This window comes from Alteromonas sp. AWM4_230 (genome assembly GCF_056158305.1).
The window spans coordinates 3,746,203-3,766,087 of sequence record NZ_JBSWTB010000001.1; the positions used below are offsets into that span (position 1 = coordinate 3,746,203).

19 protein-coding genes, 1 tRNA gene and 1 riboswitch are annotated in these 19,885 nt (G+C 44.7%); of the genes, 6 read left to right on the forward strand and 14 right to left on the reverse strand.

All coding sequences use genetic code 11. From position 1 onward, the window contains the following. Positions 1-15 precede the first annotated feature (15 nt). The 4 genes from ACXACS_RS16145 to ACXACS_RS16160 all read left to right on the forward strand — a co-directional run bounded on the left by ACXACS_RS16145 (position 16) and on the right by ACXACS_RS16160 (position 4,523). Positions 16-471: a MarR family winged helix-turn-helix transcriptional regulator gene (locus tag ACXACS_RS16145; RefSeq protein ID WP_474808080.1), complete on the forward strand. Its 456-nt coding sequence runs from the start codon at positions 16-18 to the stop codon at positions 469-471. Beyond that, positions 468-1,541 (forward strand): HlyD family secretion protein, encoded by a 1,074-nt coding sequence (locus tag ACXACS_RS16150; protein WP_474808081.1) that lies wholly within the window; start codon positions 468-470, stop codon positions 1,539-1,541. Before ACXACS_RS16145 ends, ACXACS_RS16150 begins: the two co-directional genes overlap by 4 nt. 30 nt (positions 1,542-1,571) lie before the next feature. Continuing rightward, complete coding sequence (locus ACXACS_RS16155) at positions 1,572-2,603, forward strand: DUF2955 domain-containing protein (RefSeq protein ID WP_474808083.1); 1,032 nt, start codon at positions 1,572-1,574, stop codon at positions 2,601-2,603. A 162-nt stretch (positions 2,604-2,765) separates the two neighbouring features. Next, on the forward strand, positions 2,766-4,523 hold the full coding sequence (locus ACXACS_RS16160) for a diguanylate cyclase (RefSeq protein ID WP_474808085.1): 1,758 nt from the start codon (positions 2,766-2,768) through the stop codon (positions 4,521-4,523). Here ACXACS_RS16160 and ACXACS_RS16165 read toward each other — a convergent pair. Genes ACXACS_RS16165 through ACXACS_RS16180 form a run of 4 tightly spaced genes read right to left on the reverse strand, consistent with a single transcriptional unit; the run spans position 4,518 to position 8,460 of the window. After that, positions 4,518-5,453 carry an alcohol dehydrogenase catalytic domain-containing protein gene (locus tag ACXACS_RS16165; protein WP_474808087.1) on the reverse strand — a complete coding sequence of 312 codons (936 nt, stop codon included), beginning with the start codon at positions 5,451-5,453 and terminating at the stop codon, positions 4,518-4,520. The genes ACXACS_RS16160 and ACXACS_RS16165 overlap by 6 nt on opposite strands. 30 nt (positions 5,454-5,483) lie before the next feature. Beyond that, the gene (gene dkgB, locus ACXACS_RS16170; RefSeq protein ID WP_474808089.1) at positions 5,484-6,320 is read right to left on the reverse strand and encodes a 2,5-didehydrogluconate reductase DkgB; all 837 of its coding nucleotides are present in this window, start codon (positions 6,318-6,320) and stop codon (positions 5,484-5,486) included. A gap of 21 nt (positions 6,321-6,341) precedes the next feature. After that, the gene (locus ACXACS_RS16175) at positions 6,342-7,250 is read right to left on the reverse strand and encodes a TIGR03571 family LLM class oxidoreductase (RefSeq protein ID WP_474808091.1); all 909 of its coding nucleotides are present in this window, start codon (positions 7,248-7,250) and stop codon (positions 6,342-6,344) included. 10 nt (positions 7,251-7,260) lie between these two features. After that, on the reverse strand, positions 7,261-8,460 hold the full coding sequence (locus ACXACS_RS16180) for an MFS transporter (protein WP_474808092.1): 1,200 nt from the start codon (positions 8,458-8,460) through the stop codon (positions 7,261-7,263). Between the two features lie 192 nt (positions 8,461-8,652). On the opposite strand from ACXACS_RS16180, the gene ACXACS_RS16185 reads away from it, so the two are divergent. Next, positions 8,653-9,549 carry a LysR family transcriptional regulator gene (locus ACXACS_RS16185; RefSeq protein ID WP_474808094.1) on the forward strand — a complete coding sequence of 299 codons (897 nt, stop codon included), beginning with the start codon at positions 8,653-8,655 and terminating at the stop codon, positions 9,547-9,549. Between the two features lie 7 nt (positions 9,550-9,556). On the opposite strand, the gene ACXACS_RS16190 is transcribed toward ACXACS_RS16185, so the two are convergent. The 10 genes from ACXACS_RS16190 to ACXACS_RS16235 form a co-directional block, all read right to left on the reverse strand. After that, positions 9,557-10,486, reverse strand: coding sequence for a DMT family transporter (locus ACXACS_RS16190; RefSeq protein WP_039226449.1), 930 nt, complete (start codon positions 10,484-10,486; stop codon positions 9,557-9,559). A gap of 228 nt (positions 10,487-10,714) precedes the next feature. Continuing rightward, complete coding sequence (locus ACXACS_RS16195) at positions 10,715-11,011, reverse strand: 2OG-Fe(II) oxygenase (RefSeq protein WP_474808097.1); 297 nt, start codon at positions 11,009-11,011, stop codon at positions 10,715-10,717. A 128-nt stretch (positions 11,012-11,139) separates the two neighbouring features. Then, positions 11,140-11,640, reverse strand: coding sequence for a ribosomal protein S18-alanine N-acetyltransferase (rimI, locus tag ACXACS_RS16200; protein ID WP_474808098.1), 501 nt, complete (start codon positions 11,638-11,640; stop codon positions 11,140-11,142). Positions 11,641-11,648: 8 nt separating this feature from the next. Beyond that, on the reverse strand, positions 11,649-12,314 hold the full coding sequence (locus ACXACS_RS16205) for an alanine acetyltransferase (RefSeq protein ID WP_474808100.1): 666 nt from the start codon (positions 12,312-12,314) through the stop codon (positions 11,649-11,651). A gap of 343 nt (positions 12,315-12,657) precedes the next feature. Continuing rightward, positions 12,658-12,734: transfer RNA gene (locus tag ACXACS_RS16210), tRNA-Trp, on the reverse strand. A 187-nt stretch (positions 12,735-12,921) separates the two neighbouring features. Further along, entirely contained in the window at positions 12,922-13,782 is an 861-nt protein-coding gene (locus ACXACS_RS16215; RefSeq protein ID WP_474808102.1) for a phosphotransferase, read from the reverse strand. Further along, positions 13,748-14,392 (reverse strand): nicotinamide riboside transporter PnuC, encoded by a 645-nt coding sequence (gene pnuC / locus ACXACS_RS16220; protein ID WP_474808104.1) that lies wholly within the window; start codon positions 14,390-14,392, stop codon positions 13,748-13,750. The genes ACXACS_RS16215 and pnuC overlap by 35 nt, the downstream gene beginning before the upstream one ends. Beyond that, positions 14,392-14,655: a hypothetical protein gene (locus ACXACS_RS16225; RefSeq protein WP_474808106.1), complete on the reverse strand. Its 264-nt coding sequence runs from the start codon at positions 14,653-14,655 to the stop codon at positions 14,392-14,394. Before ACXACS_RS16225 ends, pnuC begins: the two co-directional genes overlap by 1 nt. A 17-nt stretch (positions 14,656-14,672) precedes the next feature. Next, a complete protein-coding gene (locus ACXACS_RS16230; RefSeq protein ID WP_474808108.1) occupies positions 14,673-16,763 on the reverse strand; it encodes a TonB-dependent receptor in 2,091 nt (696 codons plus the stop codon). 55 nt (positions 16,764-16,818) lie between these two features. Further along, positions 16,819-16,922, reverse strand: a riboswitch (TPP riboswitch). Positions 16,923-17,051: 129 nt separating this feature from the next. Beyond that, positions 17,052-17,477 (reverse strand): acyl-CoA thioesterase, encoded by a 426-nt coding sequence (locus ACXACS_RS16235; RefSeq protein WP_025254437.1) that lies wholly within the window; start codon positions 17,475-17,477, stop codon positions 17,052-17,054. Between the two features lie 59 nt (positions 17,478-17,536). Between ACXACS_RS16235 and ACXACS_RS16240 the strand changes: the two genes are divergently transcribed. Beyond that, the gene (locus ACXACS_RS16240; protein ID WP_474808110.1) at positions 17,537-19,813 is read left to right on the forward strand and encodes a GNAT family N-acetyltransferase; all 2,277 of its coding nucleotides are present in this window, start codon (positions 17,537-17,539) and stop codon (positions 19,811-19,813) included. The last annotated feature ends 72 nt before the right edge of the window (positions 19,814-19,885 follow it).

Below are 19,885 nucleotides of genomic sequence, written 5' to 3' on the forward strand. Positions count from 1 at the left end.
ATCAAGGATGCCGATATGTCATTTTCAGAACCCATGCCACTTCATCTTATTGCGCTTTTTGCCCGTACAGCGCAAAAGTGCAGAAGAGCTGTCACTGAATCTGTCGCACACCTCGACCTTACAGAGTCTAGATGGCGCGTAATGATTCATATGTCGTTACTTGGTGAAGGCTGTACACAGCAGATGGTGGCAGAAAGCTTGGAAATAGAAATGCCTAGTTTAACGCGCACCATCAAGCAGCTTGAAACTACGGGTTTAATCAAACGCGTTACAGATGATAACGACAAACGAAGTCGCTTGCTTTATTTCACAGATATGGGCAAAGGCCGAATGAATGATATCGAAAGTACGTTAATGGCACTTCGAGATGAAGTGTACGCAGGAGTATCGGACGAGGAATTACGCACTATGGCTAGATGTGTTCAGAAAATTGAAGCCAATGCAGCAAAATTGTTGGAGTCATTTAAGTGAGTCAACGAACACCAGATCAGGAATTTGCTAGGTATATAAAACTGTCTTTGGTCGGTTTCGCCATCTGTTTTGTCTACTTCATTATTGCAGATATACGCATGCCTATGACGCCACAGGCGAGGGTTTATCATCAGGTCACACAAATCTCACCCCAGATAAATGGGCCAATAAATGAGGTGCTTGTCAAAAATAATCAAACCGTAAAAGAAGGACAGGTTTTGTTCACTATTGACGAAACACCTTACCTAATTGCGCTTGAGAAGGCGCAGATTGCTTTGGCAAATGTTGAACTAGAAAATGCTCAAATTGATGCCAAAGCAGAAGCGATAAGAGCCAAATTAGAGGCAGCATCCGCAATTTACGACGAGCGTAACAACGAATTTCAACGGCTGCGTTCCCTAAAGCAGACCAAAGTGGTATCTCAACAAAACGTAGATAAAGCCTACGCTCAGCTTAAAAGCGCCGAAGCTGAAATTAGTACGCTTGAAGCCGAACTAAACCAGCAAGTTGTTGCTAGAGGTAAGCAAGGCGACAAAAACCTGAAATATTTAGACGCGGTAAATGCGGTCAAACGGGCAGAATTAAACTTAGCCTATACAAAAATTAAAGCACCGCATAACGGCGTCATGGCAAACATGCAGGTAACTCAGGGTACTTATGCTAAACAAAGTACGCCGCTTGCCTCGGTAGTCGATAACACGTTAGATGTGGTTGCAGACTTTCGAGAGAAATCGCTAATTAATGTAAAGAAAGGGATTCAAGCTAATGTGGTTTTTGATGCGCTACCTGGCAAAGTGTTTAAAGCGAAAGTGGCTGAGTTTGAAGCTGGTGTAAGTGACGGTCAACTCGCTGCCAACGGCACTCTTGCAAGCGTTGAGAAATCGAACCGATGGGTACGCGATGCGCAGCGCCAACGAGTCCATATTAAGCTTGATGAACAAAAAATATCGTTAAAACATCTCACCAGTGGTGCTCGCGCTACCGTACAAATTGTGCCAGACAATCCTGTTGAAAGGGCGGCAGCAAATATTCAAATTCACTTTATAAGCTTACTGCACTTTATTTATTAAACTTAAATTATGGTTTACTAGACATAAAATATGGAATCACAGCTAAGTAAAAATGATGTTCAGCAGATGCTTCGGATCGCGTCAGGTGCCACGTTAGGGTTTGCTATATCGAAAGCGTTGGATTGGCCTAATCCGATATTTTTCACCTTGTATCCAATTCTATTGCTTGGACTGGTGGCCGTTATAAACGGTCACATTGTTCGACAATTTCTTGCAGCAACCACCTTTCCTGCGGCTACTGTTTTAGTGATCTACGGCTTGTTCGGCAGCCACCCATTGCTGATCACACCGCTAATTGCCGCCACTTTTGCTTTTTTGTTTTGGCAGATGAGTAAAGGTACGCTGTATTTATTCGGGGCCTTTTCCCTTGTAGGACTATCGCTGCAACTTCATTTTGCCAGCTACAGTAGTGATGGAATAGATATCTATGCATTGGTCATATCAAACATAGGTGCAATTCTGTTGGCATTGATAATTGCATTCGCCTTGCATATTGTTTTTCCCGATGAAGCGCCGCGCACGCCTTTGCCCAAAGCGACAAAAGATAAAGCGAGTATTCGTCACGAAGTTATCTTATGTACGACAGTCGCCACATTATCCTTTGCTGTGTTTCAAACCTTTGACTTAGTAGATTCGATATCAGCACAAGCTGCGAGCGTCTTGATACTATTTCCACTTTGTTGGAAAGGCGCAACGATGAGTGGATGGCAACGGGCACTGGGTACACTCATTGGTTGTAATCTTGCCCTGCTCGCCCAGCTTATTTTGCTCAATTATAGTGATACGTTATTTTTCGCTAGTTTTAGCCTGTGGATATTGGTGTTTTTCATTAGCCGCCAACATGTCTTAGGCGGAGGTGGTGCTGGTACTGGCTTCGGTGTGCTAACGACCTTTGGCATATTGTACGGCCAGTCACTCTCACCTCAGCAGGATATTATTTATAGTGCGCTGTATCGCTTTTCATCGGTAGTGGTTGCCATTGCACTTAGCCTGTGTGTTATTTACGTTGTACATCGCGCTCTCAACGCCTATCAAGTGACACGACATCACACATTTTATTAGCTTCGAGTTCTCTAACGACCTTAATTAGTTATCCACGCTAAAAACGCAACAAGAAATAGGCGATTTACCTATAGTTATGTTTTATTTAATGCGTACTAAATTTTTGAAACTATGTGCTATATTGAGTTGTAGATAAAAAAACCAATAAAACAAGGACGGTGAATGCTGCGAATATTGCTCGCATGGCTTGTGATAGCATGCTGTTGCCAAACGGCCAACGCAGCTAATTTCAATAACTCACAAACTATGCTCTCTTTAGACAGCGATGTTGTTTTTGCGGTAAGTGACTCAGCTAGCATTAGGGGCGATGAAGAGTGGTTTTATAGCGCTGATGTTATTGATAGATCGCCTTCACAGTACTTGCATTTTAAAGTTCGCGTTTACAACCAATTAGATACGCAAGTTCCTGTCTGGTTTTCAATAAGCTTTCCTGCAATAAAAACACTAGTTGTCACCGACGGAACCCATCAATGGGAAACAGGAGACGATACACCTTACAGCACTCGTGCGGTTAACACGCCCAATTATCACTTTCCGTCTGTATTACCAGCTTCATCTTATACGGAATTTAGCGGCACCATGTCTGGCGAGATACTTAGATACAGCTTCTCTGTGGCTACACCTGAGTTTTATAGCAACCTTTACATGAAAACATTGCAGCGGGATATGGCATTTTTCGGCGCGATGGGGCTGCTTACTGTTCTTTGTACATTGGGTTTTATTGCAAGCCGCAATTTAGTTTTTCTTAGCTTTGCTTCGTTTATCTTTGCCACAACGTTTTGGTTCTTCCGAGTTTTTGGCTATGCATTTGAACTACTGTGGCCTAATACACCAAGTTTGAACGACATTAGCTATGCCGTAAGTATTTACTCTGTTTTGATTACCGCCTTTTGGGTATTGTTTCAGACACTGGCCAGAGACAACCATGAAGTGTACGGGGCAAATACGGTTAAACGTTTTTGCATAGTGCTGCCTTTTATGGGGATTTTACTTTGGCAAACGGTGGGGTTAGATATTGCTTTAAAGCTTCCTGTTGTCCTCTTTTTCCCTTACATACTGATAGCGGGTATTGTTATCGTCGTAGAGCACAAGCGGGGCTCTGATAGAGCCAAGTGGCTTGCTGCCGCTATGCTTCCCGTAACCTTCAGTACGCTAATTTTGACCGTCATTGCACTTTTTGAGGTCGAGCTTTATTTAGAGCCCATCGCCACTTTTATGTCTGGGCTAGTTATGACATGCCTATTTATGGTCGCACTTACTGCCAGCTATATGGTGAAAGTTGTTCAAAGAGAACGAGACGCACAGAAAGAAGCTGCACAATTAAAAAGTGAACAGGCATCTAAATTAGAAGCACTGGTAAAAGAACGTACCCTTGCGCTCGAACAAACGAATAGCACTCTAGCAGAACTGGCTTCCAAAGATAGTTTAACGGAGTTGCCCAATCGTCGTACGCTGGATATGTTCGTGGACAATACGTTTGATAAAAGCTTACACGATCATGATGCGCTAGCCATTGCGCTAATCGACTTAGATCACTTCAAAAGTATCAACGATACATTTGGGCACGATGTAGGTGACGAAGTACTAAAGGGCATTGCTAACATTCTTGCGCCGCTTAATGATGAGGGACAAGTAGCAGCGCGCTATGGTGGAGAAGAGTTTGCCATTGCAAAGCGCATTACAAAGCCTAATGATAGCCAGTCTAGTGAAGCCGAGGAATTTGCAGAGCAATTGGAAGCCCTCCACTGTGCCATCAACCAATTAACCATTGCATCGATTAATGACAGGAAGTTGGGAGCCTGCATTGGCTGGACATTATGTAAAGGCTCCGACGATATTGTCGAAGCCTTCAGGCGGGCTGATAAAGCCCTTTACGTAGCCAAAGATAAAGGAAGAAACCTAATCGTTCCGGCTCTATGACACGGTTACCACCGCCTTTCGCTTATCTTCTTTTGAAAATTGCAGCGCCTTGTTTAAATTATCAAATTCAAACAGGTTGGGGATCTCAACCACCAAAGATTGCGCAGCAACTTGTTCAAGTAGAGCCTCACCATCTTTCACCAAGCGCTGCCACTGTGGCAAATCGCCATAATCATGCAGCGCACCAAGGGCTATTTCATGATAAGAAATAGTGCGCGTAAAAGGCGCATCAATAGGCTCTTCGATACGACCTAAAATACTTACCACATGCCCATTAGCTTCGAGAAGCGGCACGAGTGACGCCGCATAGTCTGGACCATTTGCATCGAAAAGCGCGTAAAAGGTTTGCCCTTCAGGCTTATTGCGATGAATGGCTGTTACCCCCATCTCAGCAGCTTGCTCTTGAGTAAAGCTACCTGAGATAACATGCACACTAAAACCTGCTTGTGAAAGCATTTGTGCCAGCAGTTTGTTTACTGCTCCCATACCACTAACTAGCACGTCAGCGCCCTTTCTTACCGGTACTTTGCTGAAAGCTTGCCAAGCAGTAAGCATTGGACATGGCAAGGCAGCGGCCAATGCAAAATCCACACTTTCTGGCACTAGCATTACGCGACTTGCGTACACTTCACTGTGGTCGGCAAAGCTTCCGTTTTCACCTAAGCTATGATGGTAAGCCACACGCCTACCCAATAGGCTGTTATCAACGCCCTCACCTACAGCAACAACAACACCTGCGCCGTCTACACCAGGAATATGCCCTTTTTCCCAGTCGCGAGGGTTATCATCGATGAACTTCCAGTCTACTGGGTTAACGCCTACGGCGTAGTTGCGCACCATGATACGACCAGCTCCCGGTTCAGAAAACTCGTGAACGTTTTGTACCAGCGAAGCGCCAGCTTGTTCAAATTGCCAAACGTTAGCTTGCATAAAAGCTCCTTAACACAGTGATTTTTCCGATTAGTCCCACGCAGGTGAGAAATCTGGGTTGGCTTGACGGTCGCCACAATCTAGCGCGTCAATCTTTGCGATATCGTCAGCGTCTAAGCTAAGTTCAAGCGCTTTGAAATTGGTTTCCAGATTCTTGCGCTTAGTCGACGATGGAATAGTGACTAAACCATGGGCCAGCTCCCAGGCTACAACTACCTCAGCAGTGCTCACGTCATGCTTATCTGCAATTGCAATGATGGTCTCGTCTTTTAGCACTTTACCCACAGCAAACGGCATATATCCCGTCACTGTGATACCGTGTTTCTCGCACGCTGCACGCACTTTTTCATTAGTAAGATAAGGGTGCACCTCTACCTGATTCGTGGAAATAACGCCCTCGCCCAAGATACTCACTGCTTCTTCAATTTGTGCAACGGTAAAGTTAGAAATACCAATTTCTTTTGTCAGGCCTAGCTCTTTAACGCGCAGCAATTCACCTAGATACTCTTCCATGCTTTCGCCATTTTCCGGTGACGGCCAATGAATGAGTAGCAGGTCAACGTACGACAGTTGAAGCTTTTCCAAACTATCTTTTACGCTATCCACAAAGCTTGCTTTATTCAGCTTGTCGTTCCACACCTTGGTGGTGACGTAAAGGTCTTCACGTGCAACAAGATTGTTTGCAATAGCGTCTTTAATAGCGCGACCTACCGCTTCTTCATTGCCGTAAATTTGCGCCGTATCAATGTGACGGAAACCCACTTCAAGTGCCATTGTCACGCTGTTATAGGCTTCATCGTCTTTTAAGCGAAACGTGCCTACACCTAGCGAAGGAATTTTAGATTGTGACTGATTTACATTCGGCATGATGCCTCCTTGTTGGTTCTGTTATTTATGAAAGTGAGGTAATACGTTTTCAGCAATGCGCTGCATCGCGTCTTCTACTGGTTGCGTATTACGTCTGAAGTGCAGGCCAATATGATCAACCCCCGCTTCTTTCATCGCATTGAGTTCTTTGATAAGCCCGTTTACACCAGTTTCAACCCCGAACCGGTGGCGTTTTATGGGCGCTTCATCGTCTTCAACCAAGTTGAGATGAATAAAACTAACGTAAGGCTTATTGCCCGCGACATTTCGCCATAGTTCTACGCGCTTTGCATGGTCGTTTGGTGTACCTGGATACGCCAACCAACCGTCCATATTTTCTCCAACCCACTGAGGGCTTTGCTGAGCGAGCCCTGCAACGTACAAAGGCGGCGTGGTTGAGCGCGGTAACAGCGACATGCCAGGCTTAAGGGCATTCTCACCGTGCTTTACAATTTCAAGTGACTGCCTGAATTGCTCGCCGCGACTGTCAAAATCGACGTCGAACAACGGATATTCAACCGGTCTATCCCCACTGGCTACACCGAGTATAAGGCGGTCGTTACTTAGCTGCTGCACCGTTGCTGCCGCCTTTTTAACAAGCCATGGCTGCCTAAGAGGTAAAACAACAGCGGCTGTGCCTAATAAAATATTGTCTGTGATACCTGCTAAATAGCCCAAGTAAGTGAAGGTTTCGAAAACCTGAGCCGCGTCACCAAAGCTAGGATCGTAAACTGGTACATCTCGTACCCACGCTGCTTTAAACCCCAGCTTGTCGGCTAGCTGAATACGGCTGTGATGCTCGGTCATATCAGGTACGCCAAACGGCGTACCTTTTGTGGCGTCGAAATGCGCCCAGTCGTTATCTAGCGGAAGCTCTACACCTACAGAGAACGTATGTTGTGCAAGCTTATCAAAGGTATTTGTCGTCATTGTGACCTCCCTACGCGCTCGTTGCATTACTCGCCGTATTCGCAGTGCTAAGTGCGCGCTTGTCTAAATAGCCGCTGTAGCGAGTAACAAGTAACGCTGAGACAGAAATAAGCGCACCAATCCATGCGGTATCTGATAGCTCCATGCCATCGACAATTGCGCCACCTAAGATGGAACCCACTGCTATGCCAATGTTAAATGCCGCAATATTTAAACCTGATGCCACATCAACGGCATTAGGGGTAAACTTCTCTGCTAATTGAACAACGTAAACCTGTAGCCCTGGCACATTGCCAAAGGCAAATGCCCCCCACACTAAAACAGTAATCACTGCGGCAACTTTACTGCCCATGGTAAACGTCAGGGCAAACAAGATGACTGCAAGGGCTGAAAAGATGATTGTTAGCGCGCGGATTGGGCCTTTGTTGTCAGCAAGCTTGCCGCCATAAATATTGCCTACCGCGACAGATACACCGTAAACCAGCATAATTAAGCTAATGGCTGAAGGCGCAAAACCCGCCTCTTCCTGCAATATAGGAGCGAGGTAGGTGAATGCCGTAAACGTGCCGCCGTACCCCAAAATCGTCATTAGATACACTAATACCAGACGAGGCTGAACCAACACTTTCATTTGTTCACCCAAGGTGGCAGGCTTACTTTGTTTAAGATTGCTCGGTACCAACAACGCACTACCAATCAACGCAAGCGTACCTAGCGCAGACACCACGAGGAAGGTTGCTCTCCAACCGAAGTTTTGACCAATCCAAGTTCCCAAGGGTACACCGGTCACAAGAGCTACGGTTAAACCCGTAAACATAATGGCAATAGCACTGGCCTCTTTTTCTTTCGCCACAAGCCCAGTAGCAATAGTGGACCCTATGGAGAAGAACACTCCGTGGGCAAGGCCTGTCAGTATGCGGGCTAAAATTAAGCTCTCGTAGCTAGGGGCTTGCCAGGCAAGAATGTTACCTGCCACAAATAGCGCCATTAAGCTAAGCAGAACGTGCTTTCTATTCCACTTCCCCGTAAGGGCGGTAAGAACCGGTGCGCCAACGGCAACACCAACGGCGTACAAGCTTACCAATAAGCCTGCGCTCGGTAACGTAACGCCAAGATCGGTAGCAATGGTAGGCACAAGCCCCACTATCACGAACTCTGTTGTGCCAATAGCAAACGCACTTAACGTTAACGCAAATAATGCAATAGGCATTTCAATTATCCTCAAAAAGTAATTAACGAGATGGCTTGATTAACAACGCCACCATTGGCTTCTAGAACGAACAACTACACCGTTTTTTGAAAGCCATTAATAAAGTGCGTACAGTTTGACGATAAATTTATTTGCAAAAAACAGCACTAATGACAAAATACTTTTGCGATATTTGAAAATATAAGGTGTGCGATGCCAGTCTCATCAAAAACTGAAGATTTAGAAGCGTTCTTAACCGTTGTGGATACAGGTAGTTTTTCCAGTGCTGCCAATCTACTCAATCAGCAGGTTGCAAAAGTGAGTAGAGCGGTTACCCGTCTTGAAGATGGCTTAGATGTAACTCTATTGAATCGCACTACCAGACGGCTAGAGCTAACAGAAGAAGGTGAGCTTTTCCTGCAATATGCCAGAGACGGGCTAAATATATTAGAAAAAGGTGAAGAAGCATTACGACTATTAAAGCGCGCCCCTTCCGGAAAACTTCGGGTCGATGCTGCGAGCCCGTTTGTATTTCACCAGCTAGCGCCGTTAGTAGGCGAATTTCGAGAAGCATTTCCTGACATTACACTCGATATCACCAGTCACGACAGCATTATCGACCTGTTGGAGCATAAAACCGATATCGCAATACGTATTGGTGATTTAAGCGACTCTAACTTGCACGCTAGACGTTTAGGAAAAAGTAAGCTGCATATTGTGGCGAGCCCACAGTATCTTGAAAAATATCCTATATCTGAAGGTGAGGATGGAATTAGCACGCTAAACAAACACAAACTGATTGGTTTTAGCGACTCACCAAGTCTAAATAAATGGCCGCTCAAGCAAGATATCAACTTGCAATACAGTCTTCGTGCGTCAAGCGGCGAAACTATTCGCCAGCTGTGCTTGGCAGGTCAAGGTATCGCGTTACTTTCTCACTTTATGGTACACAAAGATATCAGTGCAGGTTCGCTGGTAGTGCTATTTCGCGACGATATTGTCAGTCCAAACCGCAGAGAGTCGGTACAAGCGGTATACTATAAAAATAGTGCAGTATCGTCTCGTATCTCTGCGTTTTTAGATTTTATACAGCCTCGACTAACCCTTTAACTTACCTTTATTTCGCGTGGCCTTTACCTAATATTTTTTTAAGTGTGCTTTGGGGGAGGCCATTTACTATTAGCGCGGCTATCATCAATATTGCACCGGCCATAACCATAGGCAGTAGCGTTTCTTTAAGCAATATCACAGAACTTACATAGCCCACTATCGGAGTGAGTGTACTAATAAGAACAATTTTATCTGGGGGTAATTTAGGCCCCGCCGCTACCATAAGGCCAAAACCGAGACCCGTTGCCACTGGCCCAATGTACGCCAATAGTAACCAATCGCTTATATCGTAAGCCCCAAAATTAGGTATTGGTTCAACTATCAGTGCAATAGCAAGCATGGCGAAACCTGCGATGGTAAACTGCCAGAAGACAGCTTCAATGACGCTTCCCTTCCACTTGTGAAAAGACACTCTTCGAATAGCGACCGCCCACAATGCAGATGCCAGCAACATACCAAAGAGCGGTAGCCACGCGCCCGGTTGTCCCGAAGCAAATAAAATCATTGCACAGCCAATGGTAGATATACCGGTTAGAATTAATCGCTTAGAAGGCGGGCGTTGCCGATACCATAGGGTGTCGATAAGCAGCATCCAAAGCGGTGTGGTGTAAATAAGAATACTCGCCGTGCCCGCGGGAATAAACTGCAGAGAGACAGTAATAAGCCCCATTGATAGGATAAACTGGAAAAAGGCAACGACAAACACCACCGAGCGATCTTTACGATTGAGCACCGGTAAACGTTTTTTGGTGATAAGTACAAACAGCGCGAGTACGGGAAGGCTTAACAAGAAGCGCAAGCACACCATCCATACAGGCCCTACAATCTCAAGCCCTAATTTCATGCCTGGCCAGTTAAGTCCTAAACACAACACCGCAACCAAAAGCATTTTAATGCCTTTTGATTGCTCTTTTTCCGCCACCGATGATGAAGACATGCGTTTTAAAAAATCCAATTAAACGAACTACGTTAAGAGAAGTTTCTGCCGCCCGGTAAGCTGAATGTAGGCGGAGAATTTTGAGGGCGCAAATATAAGTGAATTAGCAAGGGATTAAAACCTTCCTGACCGTGCAAACACGCCAATTTATCGACCAAATGGTCAACCTTTTAAAACCTTGTGGAAACTTTGCTATACGGGTGGCTAATCAATGATAAACACTATGACTTACAGGTACAATGCAACAGACAGCAGCTTCCGCTCCCCTTTTTCTATTTTGCTAACGCTGTGCATGTACTTATCTGGCCGAAAAAAGTAAATGCGATTAAAGAGGTTAAAGATAACTTTCTCTGCCCAAAATTGACCGCCACGCTTCGGCTTTTTTAGTACCACATTAAATTTAAAGTAACGCCCGCTGCCCATAGGGTCATTATGTTCTAACACTCTATGACCCTCTTTGTAGGTAACCACATTTATAGCAAATCGTTTTGAAGAGATTAAAGCCCTGTTGAGCACTTTAGCCATGCTATTTCTACCTTTACTGATGGGAACGTATCCTAATTTAAACACGCGAGGCTATGGTCTGGAAGCGTATGCTGAGTTCGGATAATGCTTTGATATACGCGAAACGTATATGCCTAGGAATACAAAAGCTAGGCTAAGGTGGGGTTTGTCCACTTCATGATTTTAGCGTTTTCTTTTTGCGCGCTGTTTCCATTACTTTTGTCTTTCCCGTCAACATTACTTTTTATGGTGTAATAATTTTTGCGGGTTTCTATATGCTCAAACCCCGAGCTCTCGTAAAGCGCAATAGCAGTATGGTTACTTTCACGTACTTCTAGCCACATTTCACGCATTGCATTTTTCACTGATGTCTCAATGACAAAATCAACTAAAGCGCGACCTATACCCTTGCCTCTAGCGCCACTGTCTACCGCAATATCCATCAGTGTAGCTTCATCAACAACTTCAAGCATAATGGCATAGCCAACAATCTTGTCATTATCAAAGGCAAACACCCCGTAATAGGGTTTGGTGAAACAGTCTGCGAAGGTACTTAGTTTCCAAGGCGACACTTGTGCCTCTTGATGGATAGCATGCGCAAGTTCAATGTGCTCGTTAAAGCCTTGTGGCGGTACGATTGTTAACTTCATCGACGCCACTACTGGCCGTTAGCGGAGTGGTTTAATGCGCGTGCTGCGCTGATAAGCTGCGCCCACAGCTCCCTTTTTTGCACAGTTGTGAGTTTTAGCGGTGTGGCTGGCAATATAATGGCCGTTTCGGATACCGATAGCGTACGGCCAATCATTATGGTGCTAGCCCACTGTGACGGTATACCCAACTGAACACAGGCTAGCTGCAAGTCTTTTAGCCATTGCTGTGATTTCGCTCTTTGCTCGGCGCTTAGTGGAATGCCTTCAGGTGATACTGGCCCTTTTGCTTCGCCGTGCACGAATTCTGATTTATTCGCGACACTTTTCTCAGTTGCCTCATTTGATGGCGCGTAACGAGTGGGCGTATTGGCAGTGACAGCATCTTTAGGCTTAGGTTTGTCTTTTGCTCCACTGCCTACATTTGCCCTTAATTGGGCAAGACGTGACTGTTTTTCTTCTTGTGAGATTGGCGCTGACGGCGGCTTATGTTCCTGACCGTTTTGGCTAAAAGATGTTTGCGGCGATGTACTAGCAGCTGCGCCATGCTTTGACGCTGAGGTACTGCCTTCTTTTAAGCCTTCCTGCTTTTTCATCTTCGCATGGGCGTCTTTAGTGATCCACACTGGGATCCCCATTTCCTGTAATACCGCCTGCTGATATGAAGTAAGAGACATTGCGTAAAAGACCTAAAGTAAATAAACCGTTGTTTGCCCAAGTTTACTAAAGTTGCTGAGCTGAATGAATAACTATCGCATTCTTTTACCTAAAGTGCGCTATGTAGTAAGCACACAAAGTTTAAGAAACCCTACCGTGAGTCCGTCAAACACCGGCACCTTTTACTTTACAAGTATTAGCTGGCGCATAGACTCTTGAGTATTTAAACCCAGGTTACAAAACACTAACGGTAAGCATTGCAAATCAAAATTACGAAAAGTAACTATGTAGAAAGAACTAGATAAGAAATTTACAAAGGAATATTTTTTATGTTTGAACTAAATTGTTCATAAGAAGAGAAAGTGGCAGGGGTGGAGGGACTCGAACCCCCAACCATCGGTTTTGGAGACCGCTGTTCTACCAATTCGAACTACACCCCTAGCGCGCTGTGCATTATACGGATGACATTAAAAAGGTAAAGCCTTTTTATCACTACCATGCACTGCATGCTTAATTAACACGCAATACGCTGTTTTTTCAATCGAATAACGTCAAATATGCCTGTTTAAGCTGACCATTGAACTAGCCCTACGCAAAGGCAAGCCTAAAGCGCTTCACGCTTTGCGTTTAATTACTTTTATTCGCATTGAGCGCAGCAAACCACAGGTCGTTTGTTATGTGAACAATGTCGGTATGTAACTCAAACTTACCCAATGCATCGCCTTCGTCTATATTCATAGCTTTTGCGTAGTGAGCAACTAATTCTTCGCTTTCATTCTTATTAAGTTTATTGATAAGGCAGCAGCTTGCTAAATCGAAGTAACGATTTCCCATTGCGGCATACTCCCAATCAATGACTTTTATCGAGTTGTTGGTACCAAGCAATAGGTGATTAATCAATAAGTCGTTGTGGCACAACACGCAGTCTTCATCGTCTTGCTCACTATGAATTACGTTGTTTTGAAATGCTCGTGCCCTCAAGTAAAGGTCACTGCTCGAATCAAGCTTTGCAACATCACAATAATGCTGCCATCTCGCAACTAGATTTAGTGGCCTTGCGGTAATAGACAACGAATGAATACGCGCGAGGGTTTCAGCCAACGTAAGTAAAGGAGGTTTAGTTGAAGAAAGCCCTGCGCTTGCACTATGACTTTCCCACTGTTCTACCCAGATTGTTTCATCATCGCTTAGCCAGATTGGCTGCGGCGCTATCCCAACTTCATATAATTGTTGCTGTAAAGCAAACTGATGTCTGCGTTCCACACCACTGAAATCATCATCGCCCAGCCACTTAACGGCTAAATCAATGGGGACATATTCAAGCTTTTGATGAACGGTTATTTGACGGTTGCTTTCACTTAAACTTGATAGGCTATTTGCTGGGTCTTGAACGCGATAAACACGGTTTACCGCGCCAGCAGGATGTACCGAAACATCTGCACTGTCGCTAAGATTAAGCGCCTTTTGCAGCGTGGCTTGGATATCCAACCTGTTCACCTTGTTTCTTATATTGAATAAGCCATTGATAGTATCCAAATACAGCAAAGCCTACGTAACCTAGGAACAGGCAGGCAGACAATGCATAGCCCACTTGCAGGTATAAATATGCCGAAGCTAAATTTATGAAAAACCAGTAAACCCAATTTTGCAGTATCTTATGGGCCACCATAAATGTGGTAACCACACTCAATAAATTGATACTCGCATCTAATAGTAGGTACTCACTATTGAACTGTGAGCTTGCCACTTCAGACAGAGCCCAAGCGAGCAGTAACATACTCGGCACAATGAGCAAATGAACCCACAGCGGCCAATGAAGCACTGGCTTTACCTCGCCATCTTCCGCCCCTTTAGACCACTGATAATAACCGTATCCCGCCATTATCATGTAAAAGAAATTAAGCGCAGACTGAAATGGCAACGTCACCTGCCAAAATAACCAGGTGTAAATTGCGGTACTTACAAAAGCGCACAGCCAACACCAGCTGTTCTGTTTCGCAGCTAACAACACATAGGCAACAGCGAGGACAACCGCTACCCACTCTAGCAGTGAAGTAGCGGCAATTTGAGAAGTGAACTCAGAAAAGAAGTTAGCCATTAAGATGACTTTCTAGAATGCATAGCGTCGAAGTTTAAAAACTTAGCAACGAAAATAGCCTGCCCTACTTCTTCATGGGTCCTTTGCATTTCTTCACCAAGTACTTTCATAACCACACCATAGTTACCTGTAACCTGCGTGCTGGTAGAACACGTTGTTACCGTGATATCACTATAGCTATTTAACCTATCGATAAAATCTTGAATAGGTGGAATATATTCGTTAACCAAAGGGTACAACGACAGTTCAACCATAACTTGCATGTCTGTTTCCTTTTATTTTAAAACGCGTATTTAACAGTGATACCAAACTGGCGACCGTTACCTATTTGGTAATATGGTTCGTTAAACGCATACTCATCGCGAGGGTCATTGCTGAAACCACCAAACCCTCGAGTGTAATACTCGCGGTCAAATGCATTTTGAACCCACAGCGAGGTCTGCCAATCACCGTGTAACACTACAATTTCAGAATTAACCAGTGTTGTGCTTGGCGCGGTTACATCATGGCCGTCAGAAAAACGGTATTCGCTTTTATAGTCTATATCTAAGCGCCATAGCATGGTGTCTGTAAGTGCGTACTCACTGTAAATGTTTGCGGTCCACTTTGGTGACTGAGCCTGTCTTTGCTCAGATACTTCAGTACCGTCTGCTAGTGTATATCCTTCAAATGTAGCGCTTAGGTAACCAACGCTTGCATCTAACTGCCATGCATCGCTAGCAAACCAACTCAGTTCTAGCTCGGCCCCTTTGTTTGTACCCAAATCAGCATTATCGATAATATCTACAAAACCTGCCGTGCCGTCATCGCGAGTGATAACGTCAAAATCACTTACCTGCGTATCTGTTCTATCCATGTAGAAAATTGCAGCGCGAGCAACTAAGTCAGGCGTTAGCAAGGGGCCTTTTACACCCACTTCATAGTTCCAGTTGTATTCTTCATCAAAGAAACGTTGATTATCGTTTACTCGGCTGTCGGGATTAAAGCCTGCGCCTTTAAAACCCCGTGAAATGCTGCCGTAGTAGAAGTGGTCGCCTTGCGTATACTGAAGCGCTACCTTTCCGCCAACCATGGTGGTGTCAAACGCGCGTGTAAGTTGGTTGTTATCGGCGTAATCGAAATCGTAGTTTTCTACTCTCAACCCGGCTACAAGCACTAAGTTGTCCTTCAAACGGCTTTCCGTCTGAGCATAGATAGCAGTAGTCGTTGGGGTATATTCACTGGCAAAGTCACTATCAAGGTATGTGTACTGACGCAGTAATTTTTCTTCTGTGTTTTTATAAAATACGCCTACCGTCCAATCTGTCATTCCATCGAAAAGCGCTGCACTGTCTGATGACACAAAACGCACCTCACCGGTTTGGGTTTCAACATCGCGGTAGTACGCATCAAAAGACGTGTAACCCCAAGGGTGAAAACCATCGAATGTCCAATCTTCATCGTAGCCATAAGCGATGTTATGAGCCGCATGAGTGGCAATAAGTATGAAGTCGCCCGCGGCTGTACTGGTTGTTGAACGTGCGCTTACTGCATGCGTTTGGTGTTCGTCAAAGCCTGGCTCGTCAGACAGTGTTTTGTTATCGTTATCGAGCGAAAATGCATCGTAGCCGTTGTCAATATCATACCAGCGGTAGGTAAGTGCAAGCGTGGTTCGTTCGTCTACGCTGCCTTCAACGGCAAAGCGCAATGCGGTCTCATCGATATTGTTAGTGTCGCTTCTATCTAGAAAGGTGTTTTCTACAAAGCCATCGCTACGGTTATGCACAAGTGCAACGCGATATCCCCAATCCGAATTAATTTCATCACCCGTTGCCCCTTCAATACGGTAGCTCTCTTTGTTACCAATACGGGCTTCTACGTAGTCTGGCGCGTCGCTACCTACGTTATTACTAGAAAGCTTAACCGCACCAGCGAGTGCGCCTGTGCCGTAAAGCGTAGCCTGAGGTCCGCGATAGACTTCTAGTTGCTTTGTATCAAAAATGATACCTGCTGCGGCTAAACCTGAGAAGTCGAACTCATCAACGATGAAACTTACCGAAGGGTTGATTGGTTCAGCGAACTGGCTACGCTCGCCAATACCGCGAATTTGCACAAAGCGACCACGAGAAGCACCCGCTGCAAAATTAACGTTTGGAATACTGTTTAACACACTGTCGATGTGACTTGGCTGCCTGCTGCGAAGACGCTCTTGATCTAAAATTGTCGCGCTAGCACTTAGCTGGTCAAGTGTAGTTTGTCGAAAGTCACCAGATACGACGACTCGTTCAATATCAGAAGGCGTGTTTTTTGACGTGTTGTTTGCTGCAGATTCTTGCGCAAAGGCAGCAACAGAACTTGCTAGCAATGATAGTGTGAAAAGTGTTTTATACATGGGATCTCTTGTTCTTATTTAAGAAAAAAGATCCGGGTCTAACGGCAGGTGATAAGGCTATGCTGTGAACCATCCCTACGCCGGTATTATCCGGATCAGGTGTAAGGGTTCCCACGTGTGTGGATCTCAGACCGTAAACGGACACCCCTTGGTATAGTGTTGGGCTACGCAAATAGCAACCTCAACGTATGCGACGGAGTCTACCAGTTAGATACACGCCGTCAAGCAGATAAGACATTAAGCTAAGATCATAATTTTTATATGATATAAGGCATTCAATGCCCAAAGCTATTCAGCGTTAATATTCATATTAAGTCGACGTACTTCATCGTCAGTCTGTGCTTTTAAGCCTTCTAACGTTTTGCCGTGAGCCGTTGGTTGGCGAGTATCTGGGTCAACCTTTACGAACACAATATCATCTGCAAAGCAGATAGTTTTCTTAGTGGCCTTGTTGCGCACTAGACAACTTACGGTAATAGATGACCGGCCTACGGCTTTGGTTTCCAGACCAAACTCTACAATATCACCTTGCATCGCTGGTGATTCAAAACTAATTTCGCCAATATGCTTAGTCACTAAACAATTGGTCTCTAACTGACAGATTGCCCAAATGGCAGCCTCTTCGTCTATCCATTCTAACGCGCGGCCACCGAACAAAGAATTGGCGTAATTAAGATCATTTGGCATAACTAAACGCCGAGAAAGAAAGCGCATTCGAATTCCTCACAATAAATCGCTACTATAGCGTTAGATTATACCGAAAAAACTGATTCATGGCGCTAAATCAATTACGCGAATGGCTTCTTGCCCCCTATAGTAAAAAAAGCTGCGACAATGCCTGCGAAAACAGCTCACTCTTATCAGACGTAACTTACCCACTTCACCGAAGAATGCTGGTAATTTCTGGTTATGATACGTTCTGTGAAGCCGCACTATCCATTATTCAAACTTTAGCTGATGACACTTCCACTTTAAGCGTAGCGACCTTTACTAGTGCAGAGCTAAAAGGAAAGAGACGGAAAAAAGTGCTTGGCAGCGAGTACGATATTGCGACATTGGATTGTAGGGATTCTTTTAAGCCTGGTGATGCAATGGCAGTGGCAGGCATAGTAAAACACCACGGGTGTTTAATACTTATCTGTCCTGAGTTGGAACAGTGGAGCAGCAATGCTTCAGTTTCTTTTCTTTCAGAAGGCTTTACACTCGCCCATAGCCGATACCTGGCACGCTTTATTGACTGCCTGCATGCCGAAACTGGAATAGCAATACTTACTGAATCCACAGCTAGACTACCGGATTTAGCAACCTATCGAGTAGAGAAGCCTCCCTTAGATAATGCCTATAGAGGTTCGCTATTTCGTTCCAAAGAGCAAGAAAGCGCATACGGCCGTTTGTACCAGTCTTACTCACTAAATAAGTTGAACGCCTTGATCACTGCTCCGAGGGGGAGAGGTAAATCTTCTTTGCTAGGTATATTTATTGACAGCTTAGTGAGGAAAGGTAAAAACGTGTTGCTTACTAGCGAGCAGCGTGAAAACGTTGCTAACGTAATGTCTCATCTTCACCACTTTGATGACAGCAAGAATACAGGCAGTCAGTTTCATCATACCGACTCTGTGAATCAAGAACACCGAGCGGTTGAAAACGGAAGAGGGTCCTTAGGCTCTTTAAAATGGGTACCGCCTGACAGCGAGCTGCTATACAACAAAAACCATACAGCGTATGACCTTGTTGTAGTCGATGAGGCCGCCTCAATGCCCCTTCCAGCCATAAACCGTATCATAGCAACAAACCCTCAGTGGATTTTAAGCACCACGCTGCAAGGCTATGAGGGTTCAGGAAACGGGTTTATTCATAAACTCGTTCCTAACTTGCCTAACGACAGCATTCATTTAACCCTGTCGACCCCCCTGCGATGGTTTGAGAACGATCCTGTTGAAGCATTTTTTGACAGCGCATGTTTATTTGAGGGCAGTTCTGCCGACGATAACATCACAGGTATTGAGTCAGAAGACAGCCTTGAATTAATAGAGAGATGCAAATTCTGTATAAGTTCTTTTGAAAACTTAAACGAAAGCACGCTTCAGCAAGTTATGTCTTTGCTTGCACTGGCGCACTACCAAACCACGCCAGACGATTTTATGCGTTTACTGGATAGTCCTGACGTAATGGTTGCCACACTGAAGTTGGGCACTTTTGTGTTAGCAGCCGCGATTATAAATATTGAAGGTGGGATTAGATTAACCCATGTATCAACCGGTATTGCTTCGGGACAGCGCCGTCCTAAAGGCCATTTAGCCGCGCAAAGGCTTACCCTGCTTTCTAGTACTCCTAAAGTTGCCACGTATAATTATTGGAGAATTAACCGTATTGCTGTACATCCGAAACTTCAGGGGAGAGGCTTGGGTAGTTATGTAGTTAATAAAGTCGTTAACGCAGCCCGTGAACAGTCCATAGATGCAACATGCACGTCCTACGGGACCACATTGAAGCTAGATAACTTTTGGACTCAAAATAGTTTTGACATAGTTGATTATGGCCGAAAACCTAACAAGGCCAGTGGTGAGACGAGCGCGTTAGCTGTGCTGCCCCTTTCCCCTAAAACAACTGAACTTGTAGCTAACCTTATGTCATTAAAAGCAAGTTTTGACGCCGCCAATGTGCATGAACTTTCCAAAACCGTGCTCGAAATCTATATAGCAAAGCTGAGTCATTTTATTCAGGGTACAAGAACGTTAGAAGATGTTTGGCCAATTTTGCATAAGTTGTCGAAAGAAGCGCAATCTAACGCTCAGTTTAAAGCGCAAAGTAATGCCCGAGATTGCCGCAATATGCCTAGAATAACTGGGGATACGCAGGAAAAGTTAGACCTACTGATAGAGGTGGTAAATGCAAAAAGCTACCTAACAACCCTATTCAGCAATTCGTTCATAGATATAAAGCGAATCGAGGGTGTTTTAATAAATAATGGCTTTAACGTAAATGGGTTGAAAGAAGCTACGTCATTAATAAGAACTGAGTTGCGCCCTGCTTTTGACCAGTTAAAGTAAAACCACTAAGCCTAACTATTAGTTTTTACAGGCGTGTTTTTTACTATCCTGTAGCCTTTTACCTTAACTCTC